Below are 14469 nucleotides of genomic sequence, written 5' to 3' on the forward strand. Positions count from 1 at the left end.
GCGGCACCGACGGGCGGTCCTTCGGGTCGAGGTCGGCACCCCAGCCCGGGATGCGCGCCCGCAGCTGCTCGCCGGACTCGGCCGTTACAAGGCCCGGGTGATCCGGGCGACGCCGAAGTTCGTCCGCGGCATGATCGCCATCATCCGCAGCGTGATCCCCTGGTTCATCGCGTCAGCGACCTTGAGCCTCTTCACCGAGGAGCCCACCTCGTCGACCATGCCGACGAACTCGTGGCCGAACGTCATCCCGACCCGGGTGTCCGGCATCATCCCGTGGTGCAGGTGCAGGTCCGAACCGCAGATCGCCGCACGCGTCACCCGCACGATCGCCTCGTGGGGATGCTCGATCGCCGGGCGGTCCTTCTCCTGCACCCGCACCCGTTGCCGGCGCCGACGTTTCCCGGCCGCCCGCACGGGGTACGAGGCCGCCGCACCCCTGGGGAGGAAGCCGGACCATGCCATTCGACTGCACGATCGAGCGGGAGGGCGACACCATCGTCGTCGTACCCGAGGGCGACGTGGACGTGGACAACGCCGCCGTGCTGCGGCAGGTGCTGCAGCAGGTGGTCGACCGCCGCGACTGCGCCCGCCTGGACATCGACATGAGCGCGGTGACCTTCCTCGACTCCTCGGGGCTGGGCATGCTGGTCGCCGCCCAGCGGGCCGCGAGCGCCCGCGGGATCACGCTCACGGTGCGCGACCCGGGACCGGTGGTCCGCATGGTGCTCGAGGTGACGAACCTGCACGGCACCCTCACCGGCGAACCGGACGCCGCCCCGGCCGGCTGACCCCGCGGCCGGAGGATCACGCCACGACCAGGCCGGCTCCCGGCCCGGATGCCCGCACGGCGGCCAGGAACTCGGAGACCGGCATCCGCGGTGGTGGCCCCGGGTCGGCAGGTTCCGTCAGGGCGAGCGCCGACGTGGCCCGCGCGGCCGGAACCGGCAGCAACGGGTAGCGGGTGATCGCAAGCGTGTCCACGTGCGGCCGGCTGCGGGCGAAGGCCGCCAGCGCCCGCCACCGCGGTGCGGTCGCGTACGCCTCGCTCCGCACGCCCGGTGGCTGGGGCAGCACGGTCACCGCGTCGAACCCCTCGCTGCCGGCGAGCCACCATTCCGCGGCGTCCACGCCCCGTACGGCGGCCGACTCGCACCAGTACGGCACCAGCCCGGCGGAAAGCACATGCCACGGGTCCAACAGGGGCCCCGTCTCCACCACGCACCGGTCGGCGGCCCGCCCGCCCGCGCGCAACCAGTCCCGGTGCACGTCGGCGATGAACGCGCTCAGTACCGACGGGCCGGAATACCGCACCTCGTGCGAGGGCGTCCCGCAGCGGCGCAGGTCCTCGTCGAACCCGGGTTCGCCGGCGAGCTCGGCGTACCGGGCGGGCGCGGGATCCGGCGGCGGGAGCCATCGGCACTCCCCCAGCCCCGCCAGCAACCGGCGGAAGCGGGAATCGTCCATCGTGTAGTCGTCCGCGCGCAGGCCGCCGACCGGGCTGCCGAGCTGGAAGCCGTGCCCGGGTCCCACCTCGTGCACGGGCCAGGTGCGCAGGTCGCGCAAGGCCAGCGCGACGGCGCCGGGAGCCATCCGGGTGGCCAGGAATTCCCGGTACGCCGCCGGCAGCCGGCGCCAGCGTACGTGCAGCGTGAGGGTGCTCCCGCAGAGGGCGCCGCGCTGCAGCGGATCGTGGACCTGGCGTACGGTCACGTCCGGGTTCCCGGCCAGGAGGCGCCCGGCGGCGAAGGCACCCCACTCGCGGGCCCCGGCCCAGTCCCCCACCCGGCCGCCCGGCCACGGCACGGAGACGGTGAACCCCGAGGGCAGCCAGGGCACGTCCAGGGCGGCGGCGAGGTGCGCCGCGGCACCGTGCGGCGAGCCGAGCAGCACGCCGGTCCAGGACCGAGCCGGGTACCGCCCGGTGATCCAGGCGGCGACCGCCCCGGCGTCCAGCCGTCCCACCTCCTCGACGGGTGTGGCGTCGACGTAGGCGTCCCGGAGCAGGGCCGGGGTCCGTTCCCGCGCGCGAAGGCCCGGGCGGCGCCCGAGCAGCGGCATCCGATCGAGGTCCCGGCATCCCCGGCCGTGCACCGCCCGGACCGCGGCCTCCAGCAGGCTGCGGCCCATACTTTCCCGGCAGAACACCCGCTCGGCGGAGGCTGCGGTGGGACGTGCTTTCACGGGCGGGGAGTCGGTCACGGCGGGGGTCCTTCCTGAGGGCTGGGCGCCGCTTACCCTTCCGGCGACGTGATCACTCCCCTGAGATGTGACCGGTCAGCACCCGGCGGGGGGGCCGGCACCCGCGCCTGGAACATCGCGAAGGCGAGCAGGAGCTCGGCCAGGTCGCCGCCGTAGTACATCAACGTGGCTGCCGCCTGCCGGTCGGCGACGGTGCCGGGCGTGCGGACGAGCACGCCGGCGTACATCAGCTGGGACAGGCCGGCGTGCACGGCGATCGCCACGGCCAGCACGATCAGCCGGGTACGCACGCCGGGACGATGCGGTGCCGGGTCCGGGCCGGCGATCACCCAGGCGAACAGGCAGCCGGAGAGCAGGAAGTGCACCAGCAGGGCCGAGTGCACGGCGGGGTTGCTCATCGCGTACGCGAACAGCGGGGTTAGATGCAGCAGCAGAAGCGACCCGGCGCTGAGCGCGAGGGCGACCACCGGCCGGGTCAGGAACCCGACGGGCCGGGTGCGCAGCATGCGGCTGAGCCGCCGGGCCCACGACACCGGCAGGGTCCGCAACAACAGCGTCACCGGTGCGCCGAGGACGATCCCGAGTGGAGCGATCATCGCCACCAGCAGGTGCTGTCCCATGTGCCCGGCGGTGTCGTGCGTGTGCATGCCCAGCCCGGCGAGAGCCGTGGCGCACCCTGCGGCGAAGGCGGCACCCCGCCACGGATTCCACCGACGGGCGCGCAGGCCGAGCCACTCGTATCCGAGGGCGGCGGATACGACGGCGAGGACGGTCACCGGCGCCGCACCGCCCAGCCGGCGCCGATCAGCACGGCGCCCACGGCCAGGAACGCCAGATCCCACCCGAGATGGTGCGCGCCCTCGCGGACATGGTGCACGCCGAGCAGATGGTGATCGACGAGCCCCTCCACCAGGTTGAACACACCCCACCCGGCGAGCACCCAGCCCCACAGTTCTCGAGAGGTCCATGCCTCCCGGCGATCGCGGGTGACGCGGGAGGAGAGCAGGGCGATGCCGCCGAGCACGAGCAGCCAGGCGGCCACGTGGAACAGCCCGTCCGCCAGCGTGTTCATCCGCAGTCCCGGCACGGTGTCGGGACTGCGGATGCCGGTGAGCATGTGGTGCCATTGCAGTACCTGATGCAGCACGATGCCGTCGACGAAACCGCCGAGGCCGGCGCCGAGCAGGAGTCCGGGAGCGCGCAAGGTGGTGGCCATGGCGACCGATTGCCCCGCCCGGCCGGAATGACACCCGGGGTCAGGGGCGGGCGGTGTTGCGGGTGGTGAGGAAGCCGAGCGCGATCATGCCGAGGCCCAGGAGCAGATGCAGCCAGTCGTCGGCGGTGTTGAGCGGCACGAAGTTCGCGGCACTGTCCTGGCCGACGACCAGGCCGTACAGCCAGAGCACCAGATAGATCGCGCCGCCGCCGATGAGGTACGCCCGGGCGCCGGAGACGGTCCGGGCCAGCGCGAAGCCCACCGCGCCGAAGAGCAGGTGGACGATGTTGTGCAGGATCGACACCTGGAAGACGCCGAGCAGCTTGGCGTCGCTGTGGTGACCGGCGAACGTCATCGCGCCGTAGTCCGTGGTGATGCCCGGGATGAAGCCCAGGATGCCGACGAGCGCGAAGACGGCGGCGACCGCCAGGGCCGCGGTCTGCACGAGGGTACGGGCGCGCGGCGAGGCGACGCCGCCCGCGCGGGAACTGGTGACCATGGTCTCCTCCTCCATTGGGGACTGGGCGGGTTCCCGTCCCATCGGGGAGACAAACCTCAGTGCGGCGCGGCGGCGACGACGCCCTCGGCGAGCACGTCCGAGGTACGGGCGGCCGGCGCCGGACGCCCGTAGTGGAAGCCCTGCCCCTTGTCGCAGCCGAGGGTCTGCAGCACGGCCGTCTGCTCCATCGTCTCGACGCCCTCGGCCACCGCGGTCAGCCGCAGCGTGTGCGCCAGGTCGACGATCGTCCGCACCAGCGCCACCTGCTGGGCGGGGTCGCCGGTGGCCTCGTCGGGCATGAACGACCGGTCGATCTTCAGGATGTCGATCGGCAGGTCCCGCAGGTAGGCCAGCGACGAGTAGCCGGTGCCGAAGTCGTCGACGGCCACCTGCACCCCGAACCGGCGCAGCTCGCTGAGGTGCGCGATGCTCTGCTCGGCCTGGGCCCCGGCACCCACCAGGACGCCCTCGGTGATCTCGAGGATCAGCGCGGCGGCCGGCAGGTCCGCGTCGTGCAGCGCCCGCATCACCCGGGCGGCGAAGTCGGCCTCGGACAGCTGCCGCGGCGACACGTTGACGGTCAGCATGGTGCCGTAGCGGCGGTACCAGACGGCGGCGTCACGGCAGGCCTGGCGCAGCACCTGCTCACCCAGCGACACGATCAGCCCGCTGTCCTCGGCCGCCGGGATGAACGCGTCCGGCCCGATCGGGTCCTCGCCCGGCGGCACCCAGCGCACCAGGGCCTCCACGGCGGTGAACCGGCCGGAGGAGAACGACACGATCGGCTGGTAGTACACCTGGATCGCGTCGGTGCCGATGGCGGTGCGCAGCCGGTCCACCACGGCGATCCGCTTCAGCTGGCTCTCCCGCAGCGTGACGTCGTACGCCACCACCCGGTCCTTGCCGGCCGCCTTGGCGGCGTACAGGGCGAGGTCGGCGTCGCTGAGCACCTCGGCGCTGTCCCCGGCGGAGGCGAGGTCGCGCAGCCCGATGCTCGCGGTGACGTGCAGCCGCTGGCCGTCGACCTCGACCGGCTGCCGCAGCGTGCGCAGCACGCCCCGGGCGTGCGTGTCCGCGGCCAGGGCGTCGCCCGAGTGCAGCAGCACGGCGAACTCGTCGCCGCCGAGGCGGGCCAGGGTCCCCGCCCGCCCGATCACGTCGCGGAGCCGGCGGGCCGCCTCGGTCAGCAGGGCGTCGCCCGTCGGGTGCCCGAAGCTGTCGTTGACGTGCTGGAAGCCGTCCAGGTCCACGATCAGCAGGCAGCCGCCGGGGCCGGTACGCAGCGCGGCCTGGATCAGGCGGTCCAGGTGCAGCCGGTTCGGCAGGCCGGTGAGGGCGTCGTGCAGCGCGAGGTGCGTCATCTGCTCCTGCAGCGCGGCCTGGTCGTCGAGCGCCGCCTGCAGGTCGGTGGCCCGCCGGTTGACCAGCGTGCTGGTGTGCGACAGGCGCAGGACCAGCAGCACGCCGGTGACCGCGGCGGCGCCCAGCGGCAGGGCGATGTCGATGGCGTCCAGGTCGGCGCGGTGCAGGCCGCTCCAGAACGCGTACGCCGTCGCGGCCGGACCCACCAGCACGATGAGCGCCTTCAGGGCGGTCGACAGGCCCGTGGCCCGCAGGTATCCGCCGATCGAGCCGGCGCCGCGGCCGGTGGCCATGGACGGGTGCAGCGCCGCGGCGCCGACGAGCAGGTAGAAGAGCATCCAGCAGGCGGCGCTGCCGCCCGGCCCGGACCAGGAGCCACCGGCGGCCATCCACAGCACGTAACCGATGTCCGCGACCACCAGGGCTCCGGTGGCGCAGAGGATGAGGACGTGGGTGCGGGTCAGGGAGGCGGCGGCGACGGCGAGACGCACCGCCATCGTGAGCATGATCAGGTCGAGGACCGGATACACGAGGGCGAAACCGGCGGCGACCCCGTCCCGGGTCTCCAGCACGGGGTCGATCAGGAAGACCCAGGCCAGCACCGCGGCGGTGCACGCCACGATGCCGGCTTCGGCCATGCCGGCCAGCGCCGAGCCGCGGCCGTGGGCCAGGACCGCCAGGCCGGCGGCGACCAGCAGGTACATGCCGTAGTAGACGGCGTTGACCACGGACAGGCCGGAGGGCGGCCCGTCGAGGACGAAGGTGACCGACCAGGCGAGGTTGCTGACCGCACCGCAGGCCATGCCGCCGGCCAGCAGCCACCACGGCAGCGGGCGGGCCGGACGGTGGGTCCGGAGCCCGGCCACCACGGCGACCGCGGCGGCGGCCGCGAACAGGGCGTACACGGCCTCCTGGCCGGCGGGACCCAGCAGGACGCCGAGGACGAGGACCGGAAGGCCGCCGAGCAGGAACCACCGCCAGGTGCGGGTGCCCACCCGAGCGGCCGGGAACGCCACCCGGTCGTGCTGCTGCGCTGTCATGCGGCCGCCTTCTCGCGAGAGCCTGGTCCGAGTTACCCATCCTGGGCTGCGAAGGGTGCCGGCCGGGAGCAGGAGAGGTCGGAGTTCCGGAGCATCAGTGCGCCGCCGCGGGTACGGAGGCCCAGAACCCGCACCGGTGCCGGGCCTCCACGTCCACCGGGCCGCCGGCGCCGGACGCCAGTACCTCGGCGTACGGAACCGGGGCGGCGGGGCGTACCCGGGGCCACCCGGGGTCACCGGTGGCGGCGAAGCCGGACCACGCGGCGATCATCCGGTCCGCCAGGCCGTGCTGCGGCTCGCCCGTCAGCCAGCCCACGTCGAACAGGAAGGGCAGCTCCGCGCCGTGGTACGCGCCCCACCCGTACGTCGCGTCGGGTGCCGGCCCGTGCCGCTCGCCGAATTCGTACGCGAAGGTGGGGTTCTGCCGGGCCAGGAGCCGGTTGCCCGCCGCGGTGGGGCAGGCCCAGATCCGGTCGGTGGCCACGGCGGCCCACGCCAGGCCCGGGGAGCCGTACGCCCGCTGCGGGTACGCGCGCTCCACCCGCCGTGCCTGGTCGCCGAACGCCGTGGCGAGGGCGGCACGATAGTTACTGCCGGTGACGGGGGCCGAGGCCTCCAGGACGCCGATGAGGCCGCGATGCTCGTCGCGGTTGGCACCGGAGAGCACCGGAACCCGATGGAACGCTCCGGCCCGCAACGCCCGGGCCGGGAGCTCCGGCAGCAGCGCGGTGCCGTACGCCGGGGTCAGGAACGCGTGGGGCCCGGTGCCGCGGGTGGCGCTCAGCAGCTTGTCCGGTGCGGTCGCCCGCAGGCACGCCACCCGGCTCGCTCCCGCCGGGCAGCCGATCGCGGGCTCGGCCGCCAGCCTGGCACCCTCGCCGGCCACCTCCCCCACCGTGCTCCACGGGGATCCGGCCGGGATGCCGGGGAAGAAGAGCCCGGACGGCCAGTCGGTCAGGCAGGGCCCGGACTCGATGATCGCCCGATCGAACAACCCGGCCGCCGCGGGCGAGGTCAGGTGCGCGCAGACGCTCAGCCCGCCGGCGGACTGCCCGGCGAGCGTCACCCGGCCGGGATCACCGCCGAAGGCCGCGGCGTTACGGCGTACCCAGCGGAGGGCGGCCTGCTGGTCCTGGAGGCCGAAGGTGCCGGAGCCGGGCAGGCCGGGCAGGCCGAAGAAGCCGAACACCCCGAGCCGGTAGTTGGGGGTCACCACCATGACGCCGCCCCGCTCGGCGAGGCGGCGGGGGTCGTACATGCTCCCCGCGCCGGACTGGAAGCTGCCGCCGTGCAGCCAGACCAGCACCGGTACGGGTCCCCGGCGCCCGACCGGCGTGGTGACGTCGAGGTAGAGGCAGTCCTCGCCGCCGCTCGGGCCGCCGGCCGGCGAATTCTGGGCGCAGGCCTGCCCCGGCGCGGTGGCGTCGCGGACGGCGTGCCAGGGGCGGACCGGCTGGGGCGCCCGCCACCGCAGGTCCCCCGTGGGGGCGGCGGCGTACGGCACGCCCTGGAAGCTGCGGTGGCCGGCGGTGACCGTACCCCGGACCGGGCCCGCGTCCGTGCGCACGACGGCAGCGGATCCGTTCCCGGCGGCCGGGGCCGCGCCGAGGCCGGCCAGGGCGATGAGCACTGTGCAGACAGCTGTTCGTCTCATGCCTCGAGCCTCGCGGGCCGCGTGGCCGGGAGAACCCACCGGCCGGCGAGCGCCCGGATCCACCGATCGGTGGACCGGATCCACTACCCGTTGAGGCGCCGGTAGATCGGGGCCAGGTGCCGGTGCACCGACTTGTAGACGTCGAACACCTGGTCGTACACCTCGTGGTGGGCGTCCTTCGGGGTGAAGACCCGGTCGGTGCGGACCAGGTCCGGAAGGTCGGCGAAGGCGATCATCCCGGCGCCCACCGCGCCGATCCAGCCGGCACCGCGGGCGTTCACCGCCAGCGGCCGAGCGTCCCGGCGGATCTCGATGCCGAGCACGTCGGCGAAGATCTGGCACCACGAGTCCGACAGCGCGCCGCCGCCGGTGATCGCCATGGAGGTGACCGGGGCGCCGAGGAAGCGGTCGACCGCGCCCGTCAGCCAGCGGGTGTTGAGTGCCACGCCCTCGAACACCGCGCGCAACAGGTCCGAGCGGGTGGTGTCGAGCGAGATGTTGAGGAAGCCGGCGCGCAGGTTCGCGTCGTCGACCGGGGCGCGCTCGCCGTACAGCCAGGGGGTGTAGAGGACGCCGTTGGCGCCGGGCGGGACCGCCGGGATGATGCGGTCGAACGCGTCGAAGATCGAGCCCTCGTCGCGGCTGAGGCGGCCGGCGCCGAGCAGCGGGTCGTCGTACTCGACGATCTTGTCCCGCAGCCAGGTCAGGTTCGCGCCGGCGGTGGCCTGCAGCGCGGTCATCAGGTAGCGGTCCGGCAGGGCGCAGGGCACGGACGCGATCTGCGCCACCACGTCGGTCTTCTTGCGCGGCACGTGCGCGGCGATCCACGACGAGGTGCCCACGTACAGGTGCGGGTCGTTGTCGCGGACCGTGCCGGCGCCGATGGCCGCGGCGGTGTTGTCGATCGCGCCCGCCACCACCCGGACGGACTCCGGCAGGCCCAGGTGTTGCGCGGCCGCCGGGCTCAGCGTGCCGATCACCTCGGTGCAGGCCACGATGGGCGGCAGCTTGGCCGCGTCGATGCCGCAGCCGGCGACCAGCGCGGGCGCATAGCGGATCTCACCCGGGCGGCGGTTGTCGGTCACCCACGAGGTGAGGATCGAGTCGACGGTTGCCACCGTTCGCCCGGTCAGCCTCAGGTTGATCCAGTCCAGCACGTTGAGGAACGCGGCCGTGCGGTCGTACACCTCGGGAAGCTCGTCGCGCACCCACAGCATGTGGGCGGCGGGGTCCTTGCCGGTCGCGGACGGCATGCCGCCGGTCAGCCGCAGCCAGCGGGCGATCCGGGGCACCGAGAAGCCACCGTACGAGACCCGCCCGCCGAACTGGCGCCGCAGGTTGCCGGCGCCGCGCATGTCGAGCCAGCTGATGCACCGGGTCAGCGGCTCCCCGCGGGCGTCCACCGCGATCGTCCCCTCCCCCTGCGTGGAGGTGCAGACGGTGGTGATCGCCCGCAGGTGCCCGGGATGGGCGCGCCCGAGCTCGGCGACCACCTCACCCAGCGCGCGCCACCACTCGTGCGGGTCCTGCTCGGCGCCGCCGCCGGGGAGCACGTGCAAGGCCACGGGACGCTCGGCCCAGCCGGTGACCGTGCCGTCCGCGGCGACCAGGGCGGCCTTCATCCCGGAGGTGCCCAGGTCGATGGCCAGCACCTGGGGCGGCGTCGCGTGCACCGCCTCAGACTCCCTCGACCTGCGCGAAGACCTGGTCGAAGCGGCCCAGCGCGTCGTCGACGACCGCGTCGGTGTCGGCCATGGACGTGTACATCCGCGAGCCGGCCAGGGTGATGATGCCGTGCGCCGCGTACGCCGCACCCATCTGCTCCATCAGCCGCTTGCGGGCCTTGTTCTCCTTGAGCAGCTTCAGCGGGTTGCGCATGTCCAGCAGCATGACGCCGCTGCACTCCAGGTGCACGATGGACCCCTGGTTGTACGCCACATAGGGCAGGCCGTACTTGTCGATCAGCTTCTGCAGGCCGCGGGTGAGCCGGTCGCCGGCCCGCCCGGCGATCACCGGGGCGTTGGTCCGGGCCATCTCCTCGATGGCGAAGTAGCCGGCCGCGCAGGACAGCGGGTTCGCCGACAGGGTGCCCCCGACCTGGATGTGCGCGCCGCTCTTGCCGTCGAGCCCGGAGCCGAAGACCGCCATGACGTCCGAACGCCCGCCGACGCCGCCGGCCATCGGGTAGCCGCCGGAGACCGCCTTGCCGAGCACCGTGAGGTCGGGCGTGACGCCGAAGTAGCCGGCCGCGCCGCCCAGCCCGAGCCGGAACCCGGTGACCACCTCGTCGAAGATCAGCAGGGCGCCGAACTCGTCGCAGAGCGCGCGGACCTTCGCGTTGAAGTCGTGCGGCACCGGCCGGGTGCCCGACTCCGGCCCGACCGGCTCCACGATCACGGCCGCGGTGCCGCCGCGTACCCGGTTCTCGATGAGCTTGCGGCGCAGCTGGCCGAGATCATGCGGGAAGGACTCCCGGGTACGGGCGGTGGCGCCGAACGGAATTCCCTTGGCGTTCATCCGGTACGTCCCGGGCACCCGCAGCCCGTAGACCATGGTGTCGGACCAGCCGTGGTACGCCCCGCCGACCTTGATCACCATCTTGTGGCCGGTGTAGGCGCGGGCGCCCCGCACCGCGGCCATCACGCCCTCGGTGCCCGAACCCAGCGACCGGTACATCTCGATGTGCGGCATGAAGCGGTGGATGATCTCGGCGAGCTTGAGCTCGTACTCGTGGAAGAGCCCGGTGACCGGCCCGGACTCGCGGATCACCGCGGCGACCTGCTCGTTGACGGGCGCGTAGTTGCTGCCCAGGATCGTCGGCCCGCCGGCCTGCAGGAAGTCGATGTACGTGTTGCCGTCGCGGTCCGTGAGGTACGCCCCCTCGGCCTTGTCGACGGCGAGCGGGAACGGGTAGTTGAACGCGAGATTGTGCTGCACGCCGCCCGGGATGCGCTGCTTCGCCCGCTCGGTGATCTCCTTGCTGGCGCGGCACTTGGTGTCGAAGTAGTTGAGGACGTCGAGCAGCGCGTCGTGCCGCAGCCCCCGGACCGGCTGGGCGACCAGCGCCTTGAGCCGGCGCAGCACGTCCGGCACGTCCGGGTATTCCGTGATCGCGTAAGCGGGCTCGGCGTTCCCGGCAACCGCGGCGACCGCGTCCGCGCTCGGCGCCTCCTCGTCCTGCGGCACCCGTACCGGTGTCACGGCCTTGGTGATCTGCGCGGCGATCCGCTTCTCGTCGGCGCGCAGCTTGGTGAACGCCACCTCCCGGATCGCCTTCGGGATGGTGTAGACCTTGCCGGTCTCGGTGGTCAGGGCCATCAGGTACGCGATCGACACCTTCTCCAGCAGCGCCATGTTGAACACGGCCCGGTCGGGATCGGTGCCCAGCGCGACGATGCCGTGGTTGGCGATGATGAAGGCGTTGTCCCCGCCGGCGACCTTCTTCTGCACGTTGCGGGCGAGGAAGCCGGTGCCCGAGGGCGCGTAGTCGACGATCGCGACCTCCCGGCCGAGGAACCGCACCTGCTCGTCGGTGAGCGCCGGGATCGGCTTGCGCAGGAAGGCCAGGGCCGACGCGTACGGCTGGTGGGTGTGCACGATCGCATTCACGTCGGGCCGCTCGCGGTAGATGTTGGCGTGCATCCCGCACTCGATCGACGGCGCGAGCCCCGCCCCGGAGTCGTCCGGCACATGCTTGCCGTCGAAGTCGACCAGGCAGACGTCCTCGACGCGCATCCGGTCGTAGTCGTAGTTGCTCGGGGTCACCGCGTAGAGCCGGCGCCCGGGTACGCGTACCGACACGTTGCCCTCGGTCGCCTTCAGGTAGCCGCGTTCCAGCATCGTGCGGCACATGTCGACGACGTGCTGCCGGGAAGTCAGGTGCTGCACGGCGGTCTCCTCGGGTACGGCCGGACACTCATCCTTCGCATCGTCCCCGCAACGGGCGTGCCTCATCACCATCGCGCGGCCAGCGAGATCCGGGGCGGTTCTTAGCACGCCGTGCCAAAATCGGGCGGTGATCACCCCTGCGGCGCCGTGGCACCGGCTCCCCGCCGACCTGGCCACCGCCATGCGGCCCGGGCTCGAGGAGACCGTACGCACGGTGGCGGCGGCGGTCACCGAGGCCAACCCCGTCTTCGCCGCCATCGACGACAGCAAGGTCGAACGGGACCTGCACACCCCCGCCCGGGTCGCGTTCGAACGCTTCCTGGACCTGGTCGGGACCGCCGAGCCGGCGCTGCCGCCCGCGGTCCGCGAGGTGTTCGTCGCGCTCGGCGCCGCGGAAGCCCGGGAGGACCGTGGCCCGGAAGCGCTGCTGGCGTCCCTGCGCACGGCGTCACGGCTGATGCTGCGGCTGGCCTGCGAGGCCCTCGCCGGGCTGCGGCCGGTGGACACCGCCGAGCTCATCGACCTGTCCGACGCCGTCACCGCGTACGTCGACGAGCTGGTCGCCGCCAGCACCGACGGCTTCGCCCGGCAGCTGCGCGAACAGGCGGGCGAGCGGGACCGCAGCCGCCGGCACCTGGCCGAGCTGCTGCTGCGGGGCAGCTCCCCGCCCGGCGTCGTCGCCGCGGCGGCCGCGGCGGCCGGCTGGCCCGCCCCGGAGGCGGTGGTGCCCGTGCTGCTCCCCGCGGACCAGGCGCGCGACGCCCGGTTCCGCTACAGCGCCGACGGCGTGGTGGCCGAACGCGACGACCACGCCGTCCTGCTGCTGCGCGCCGGTCCGCGCACGGCCCGCGGCCAGCTCACCGACTCGCTCCGCGGACGCGGCGCGGTGGTCGGCCCGGCCGCGGACTGGGCGCAGGTGCCCGAGGCGCTGCGCCTCGCCGAGCTGACCGCCGCGCTGACCGGCACGCGGCCCGGCCCGGTCTTCGCCGACGACCACCTCGCCGCGCTGGGCCTGCGCGGGGAACCGGCCGCGCTGTCCGTCCTGGCGACCCGGCGGCTGGCCCCCCTCGCGGCGCTGCGCCCGGCCCAGCGGGCCCAGCTGCTGACCACCCTGGACAGCTGGCTGCGGCACTGGGGGTCACGAACAGAGGTCGCCGCCGAGCTGTACGTCCACCCCCAGACCGTCAGCTACCGGATCGGCCGCCTGCGCAAACTCCTCGGCCCCGACCTCGACGACCCGGTGGCGCGCTTCGAGCTCCAGCTGGTCCTCGCGTTCCGCGGCTCTCGACGTGACGGCGCTCACGTGCCAGAGTGAGCGCCCATGGAGATCGTTCCCTCCGCCGGCGGCCGCGCCCGGTGGATCGGCGCCGGGTACGCCGCCCAGGGCCTCGGCTACGCCGCGGTGGTGACCGCGCTCCCGATGTTCAAGGAGCGGCAGGGCCTCGACGACGCCCTCGTCTCCGCGATCCTGCTGCTGGTCTGCGTGGCCGCGGCCGGCGGCTCGCTGGTCGCCGACCGGGCCGCGGCCCGGTGGGGCAGCCGCTACGCCCTCGCGGGAGGCCTGGTCGCGGTCGGCGTCGCCCTCGGGCTCACGACCTTCCGTACGCCCACCGCCGCCTTCATCGCGATCCTCATGGCGTACGGCGTGGGCCTCGGCACGGTGGACGCGTCGCTGAGCATGCAAGGCGTGCTCGTGCAGGCGCGGCTCGGGCGCAGTGTGATGAACCGGCTGTTCGCGGCGTACACGGCTGCGGCCATCGCGGCGGCCCTGCTGATGTCCGCGTTCGTCGCGGGCGGCGCGGGCGCGGGAGTGGCCGTCGGCACGGCGGGGGCGTTCGCCGTCGTCGTCACCGTGGCCGGCTGGCGGGCGTACGAACCGGGCCGTACGGTCCAGCCCGACCTCGCCGGGCACACCGGGCCCGGCATCCGGCGGGTCGTGCTCATCTGCGGCACGCTGATCTTCACCGCCTTCCTGGCCGACTCGGCGGTGAGCACCTGGAGTTCGGTTTACCTGCACGACTCGCTGAAGGCCGCCGATTCCGTCGCTCCGCTGGGGTACGCGGCGTACCAGGTGGCGGTGCTCGTGTCCCGGCTGGTGGGCGACCACGTCGTGCCCCGCACCGGGCGGGCGCTGGCCGCGACCGCCTCCCTGCTGGCGTGCGCGGCCGGCTGTGCGCTCGTGGTCGCCGTACCGTCGATCGCCGCGGCCGTGGTGGGGTTCGCCGTCACCGGGGCGGGGGTCGGGGTGCTGGTGCCGCTGGCCTTCTCCGCCGCCGGGCATGCTGCGCCGGGGCGCAGTGATGAGGTGATCGCCCGGGTCAACCTGTTCAACTACGGCGGGGCGTTGGTCGGTGCCGTGGTGCTCGGGTTGCTGTCGGCGCCGGTGGGGCTGCGGGTGGCTTTCCTTGTGCCGGTGGTGGGGCTGCTTCTGACGTTGCCGGTGGTCGGGCCGTTGCGGCGGCTTGTCGTCGGGGGTGTGCCGCAGGCTTCGGTTTCGCCTCGGTGAGCGGTGGTTCGGTCGCCCTTTGACGGTGGGGGGCCGGGGTGACCAAGACGGCTGGTGGGGCGTTTTTTTGCGTTGTTTGTGACCCCCGCCCCCCCCCCTTCGGGG

General features: G+C 73.8%; 12 protein-coding genes. 3 read left to right on the top strand and 9 right to left on the bottom strand.

The features are described 5' to 3' along the window. Positions 1-84 precede the first annotated feature (84 nt). Entirely contained in the window at positions 85-462 is a 378-nt protein-coding gene (locus tag ACIBO8_RS19930) for an alcohol dehydrogenase catalytic domain-containing protein (RefSeq protein WP_396116731.1), read from the bottom strand. Here ACIBO8_RS19930 and ACIBO8_RS19935 point away from each other — a divergent pair. Then, positions 456-788 carry an STAS domain-containing protein gene (locus tag ACIBO8_RS19935; protein WP_396116732.1) on the top strand — a complete coding sequence of 111 codons (333 nt, stop codon included), beginning with the start codon at positions 456-458 and terminating at the stop codon, positions 786-788. The two genes, ACIBO8_RS19930 and ACIBO8_RS19935, sit on opposite strands and share 7 nt — an antisense overlap. Before the next feature lie 16 nt (positions 789-804). On the opposite strand, the gene ACIBO8_RS19940 is transcribed toward ACIBO8_RS19935, so the two are convergent. The 8 genes from ACIBO8_RS19940 to ACIBO8_RS19975 all read right to left on the bottom strand — a co-directional run bounded on the left by ACIBO8_RS19940 (position 805) and on the right by ACIBO8_RS19975 (position 11858). Continuing rightward, on the bottom strand, positions 805-2199 hold the full coding sequence (locus tag ACIBO8_RS19940) for a hypothetical protein (RefSeq protein ID WP_396116733.1): 1395 nt from the start codon (positions 2197-2199) through the stop codon (positions 805-807). Between the two features lie 32 nt (positions 2200-2231). Next, entirely contained in the window at positions 2232-2975 is a 744-nt protein-coding gene (locus ACIBO8_RS19945) for a cytochrome c oxidase assembly protein (RefSeq protein WP_396116734.1), read from the bottom strand. Further along, the gene (locus ACIBO8_RS19950; protein WP_396116735.1) at positions 2972-3415 is read right to left on the bottom strand and encodes a DUF2243 domain-containing protein; all 444 of its coding nucleotides are present in this window, start codon (positions 3413-3415) and stop codon (positions 2972-2974) included. Before ACIBO8_RS19950 ends, ACIBO8_RS19945 begins: the two co-directional genes overlap by 4 nt. Before the next feature lie 40 nt (positions 3416-3455). Beyond that, on the bottom strand, positions 3456-3914 hold the full coding sequence (locus ACIBO8_RS19955; RefSeq protein ID WP_396116736.1) for a DUF4383 domain-containing protein: 459 nt from the start codon (positions 3912-3914) through the stop codon (positions 3456-3458). Between the two features lie 56 nt (positions 3915-3970). Then, the gene (locus tag ACIBO8_RS19960; RefSeq protein ID WP_396116737.1) at positions 3971-6316 is read right to left on the bottom strand and encodes a putative bifunctional diguanylate cyclase/phosphodiesterase; all 2346 of its coding nucleotides are present in this window, start codon (positions 6314-6316) and stop codon (positions 3971-3973) included. A 94-nt stretch (positions 6317-6410) separates the two neighbouring features. Beyond that, positions 6411-7970, bottom strand: a complete 1560-nt coding sequence (locus ACIBO8_RS19965) for a carboxylesterase/lipase family protein (RefSeq protein WP_396116738.1) — start codon at positions 7968-7970, stop codon at positions 6411-6413. Between the two features lie 83 nt (positions 7971-8053). Next, positions 8054-9643, bottom strand: coding sequence for an FGGY-family carbohydrate kinase (locus tag ACIBO8_RS19970; protein WP_396116739.1), 1590 nt, complete (start codon positions 9641-9643; stop codon positions 8054-8056). Between the two features lie 4 nt (positions 9644-9647). Next, positions 9648-11858, bottom strand: coding sequence for an aminotransferase class III-fold pyridoxal phosphate-dependent enzyme (locus ACIBO8_RS19975; RefSeq protein WP_396116740.1), 2211 nt, complete (start codon positions 11856-11858; stop codon positions 9648-9650). Between the two features lie 127 nt (positions 11859-11985). Between ACIBO8_RS19975 and ACIBO8_RS19980 the strand changes: the two genes are divergently transcribed. Together ACIBO8_RS19980 and ACIBO8_RS19985 are read left to right on the top strand one after the other, a co-directional pair. Continuing rightward, positions 11986-13173: a PucR family transcriptional regulator gene (locus ACIBO8_RS19980; protein WP_396116741.1), complete on the top strand. Its 1188-nt coding sequence runs from the start codon at positions 11986-11988 to the stop codon at positions 13171-13173. A 6-nt stretch (positions 13174-13179) separates the two neighbouring features. After that, positions 13180-14364 carry an MFS transporter gene (locus ACIBO8_RS19985; protein WP_396116742.1) on the top strand — a complete coding sequence of 395 codons (1185 nt, stop codon included), beginning with the start codon at positions 13180-13182 and terminating at the stop codon, positions 14362-14364. Positions 14365-14469 lie beyond the last annotated feature (105 nt).

It is taken from the genome of Actinoplanes sp. NPDC049681 (genome assembly GCF_044465265.1).
Taxonomy (GTDB): Bacteria; Actinomycetota; Actinomycetes; order Mycobacteriales; family Micromonosporaceae; genus Actinoplanes.

Excerpts from the sequence above, each read along its gene's own strand:
- ACIBO8_RS19960 (WP_396116737.1), bottom strand. The coding sequence starts at position 6,316 with ATGACAGCGCAGCAGCACGACCGGGTGGCGTTCCCGGCCGCTCGGGTG.
- ACIBO8_RS19930 (WP_396116731.1), bottom strand. The coding sequence starts at position 462 with ATGGCATGGTCCGGCTTCCTCCCCAGGGGTGCGGCGGCCTCGTACCCC.
- ACIBO8_RS19985 (WP_396116742.1), top strand. The coding sequence starts at position 13,180 with ATGGAGATCGTTCCCTCCGCCGGCGGCCGCGCCCGGTGGATCGGCGCC.
- ACIBO8_RS19935 (WP_396116732.1), top strand. The coding sequence starts at position 456 with ATGCCATTCGACTGCACGATCGAGCGGGAGGGCGACACCATCGTCGTC.
- ACIBO8_RS19950 (WP_396116735.1), bottom strand. The coding sequence starts at position 3,415 with ATGGCCACCACCTTGCGCGCTCCCGGACTCCTGCTCGGCGCCGGCCTC.
- ACIBO8_RS19965 (WP_396116738.1), bottom strand. The coding sequence starts at position 7,970 with ATGAGACGAACAGCTGTCTGCACAGTGCTCATCGCCCTGGCCGGCCTC.
- ACIBO8_RS19955 (WP_396116736.1), bottom strand. The coding sequence starts at position 3,914 with ATGGTCACCAGTTCCCGCGCGGGCGGCGTCGCCTCGCCGCGCGCCCGT.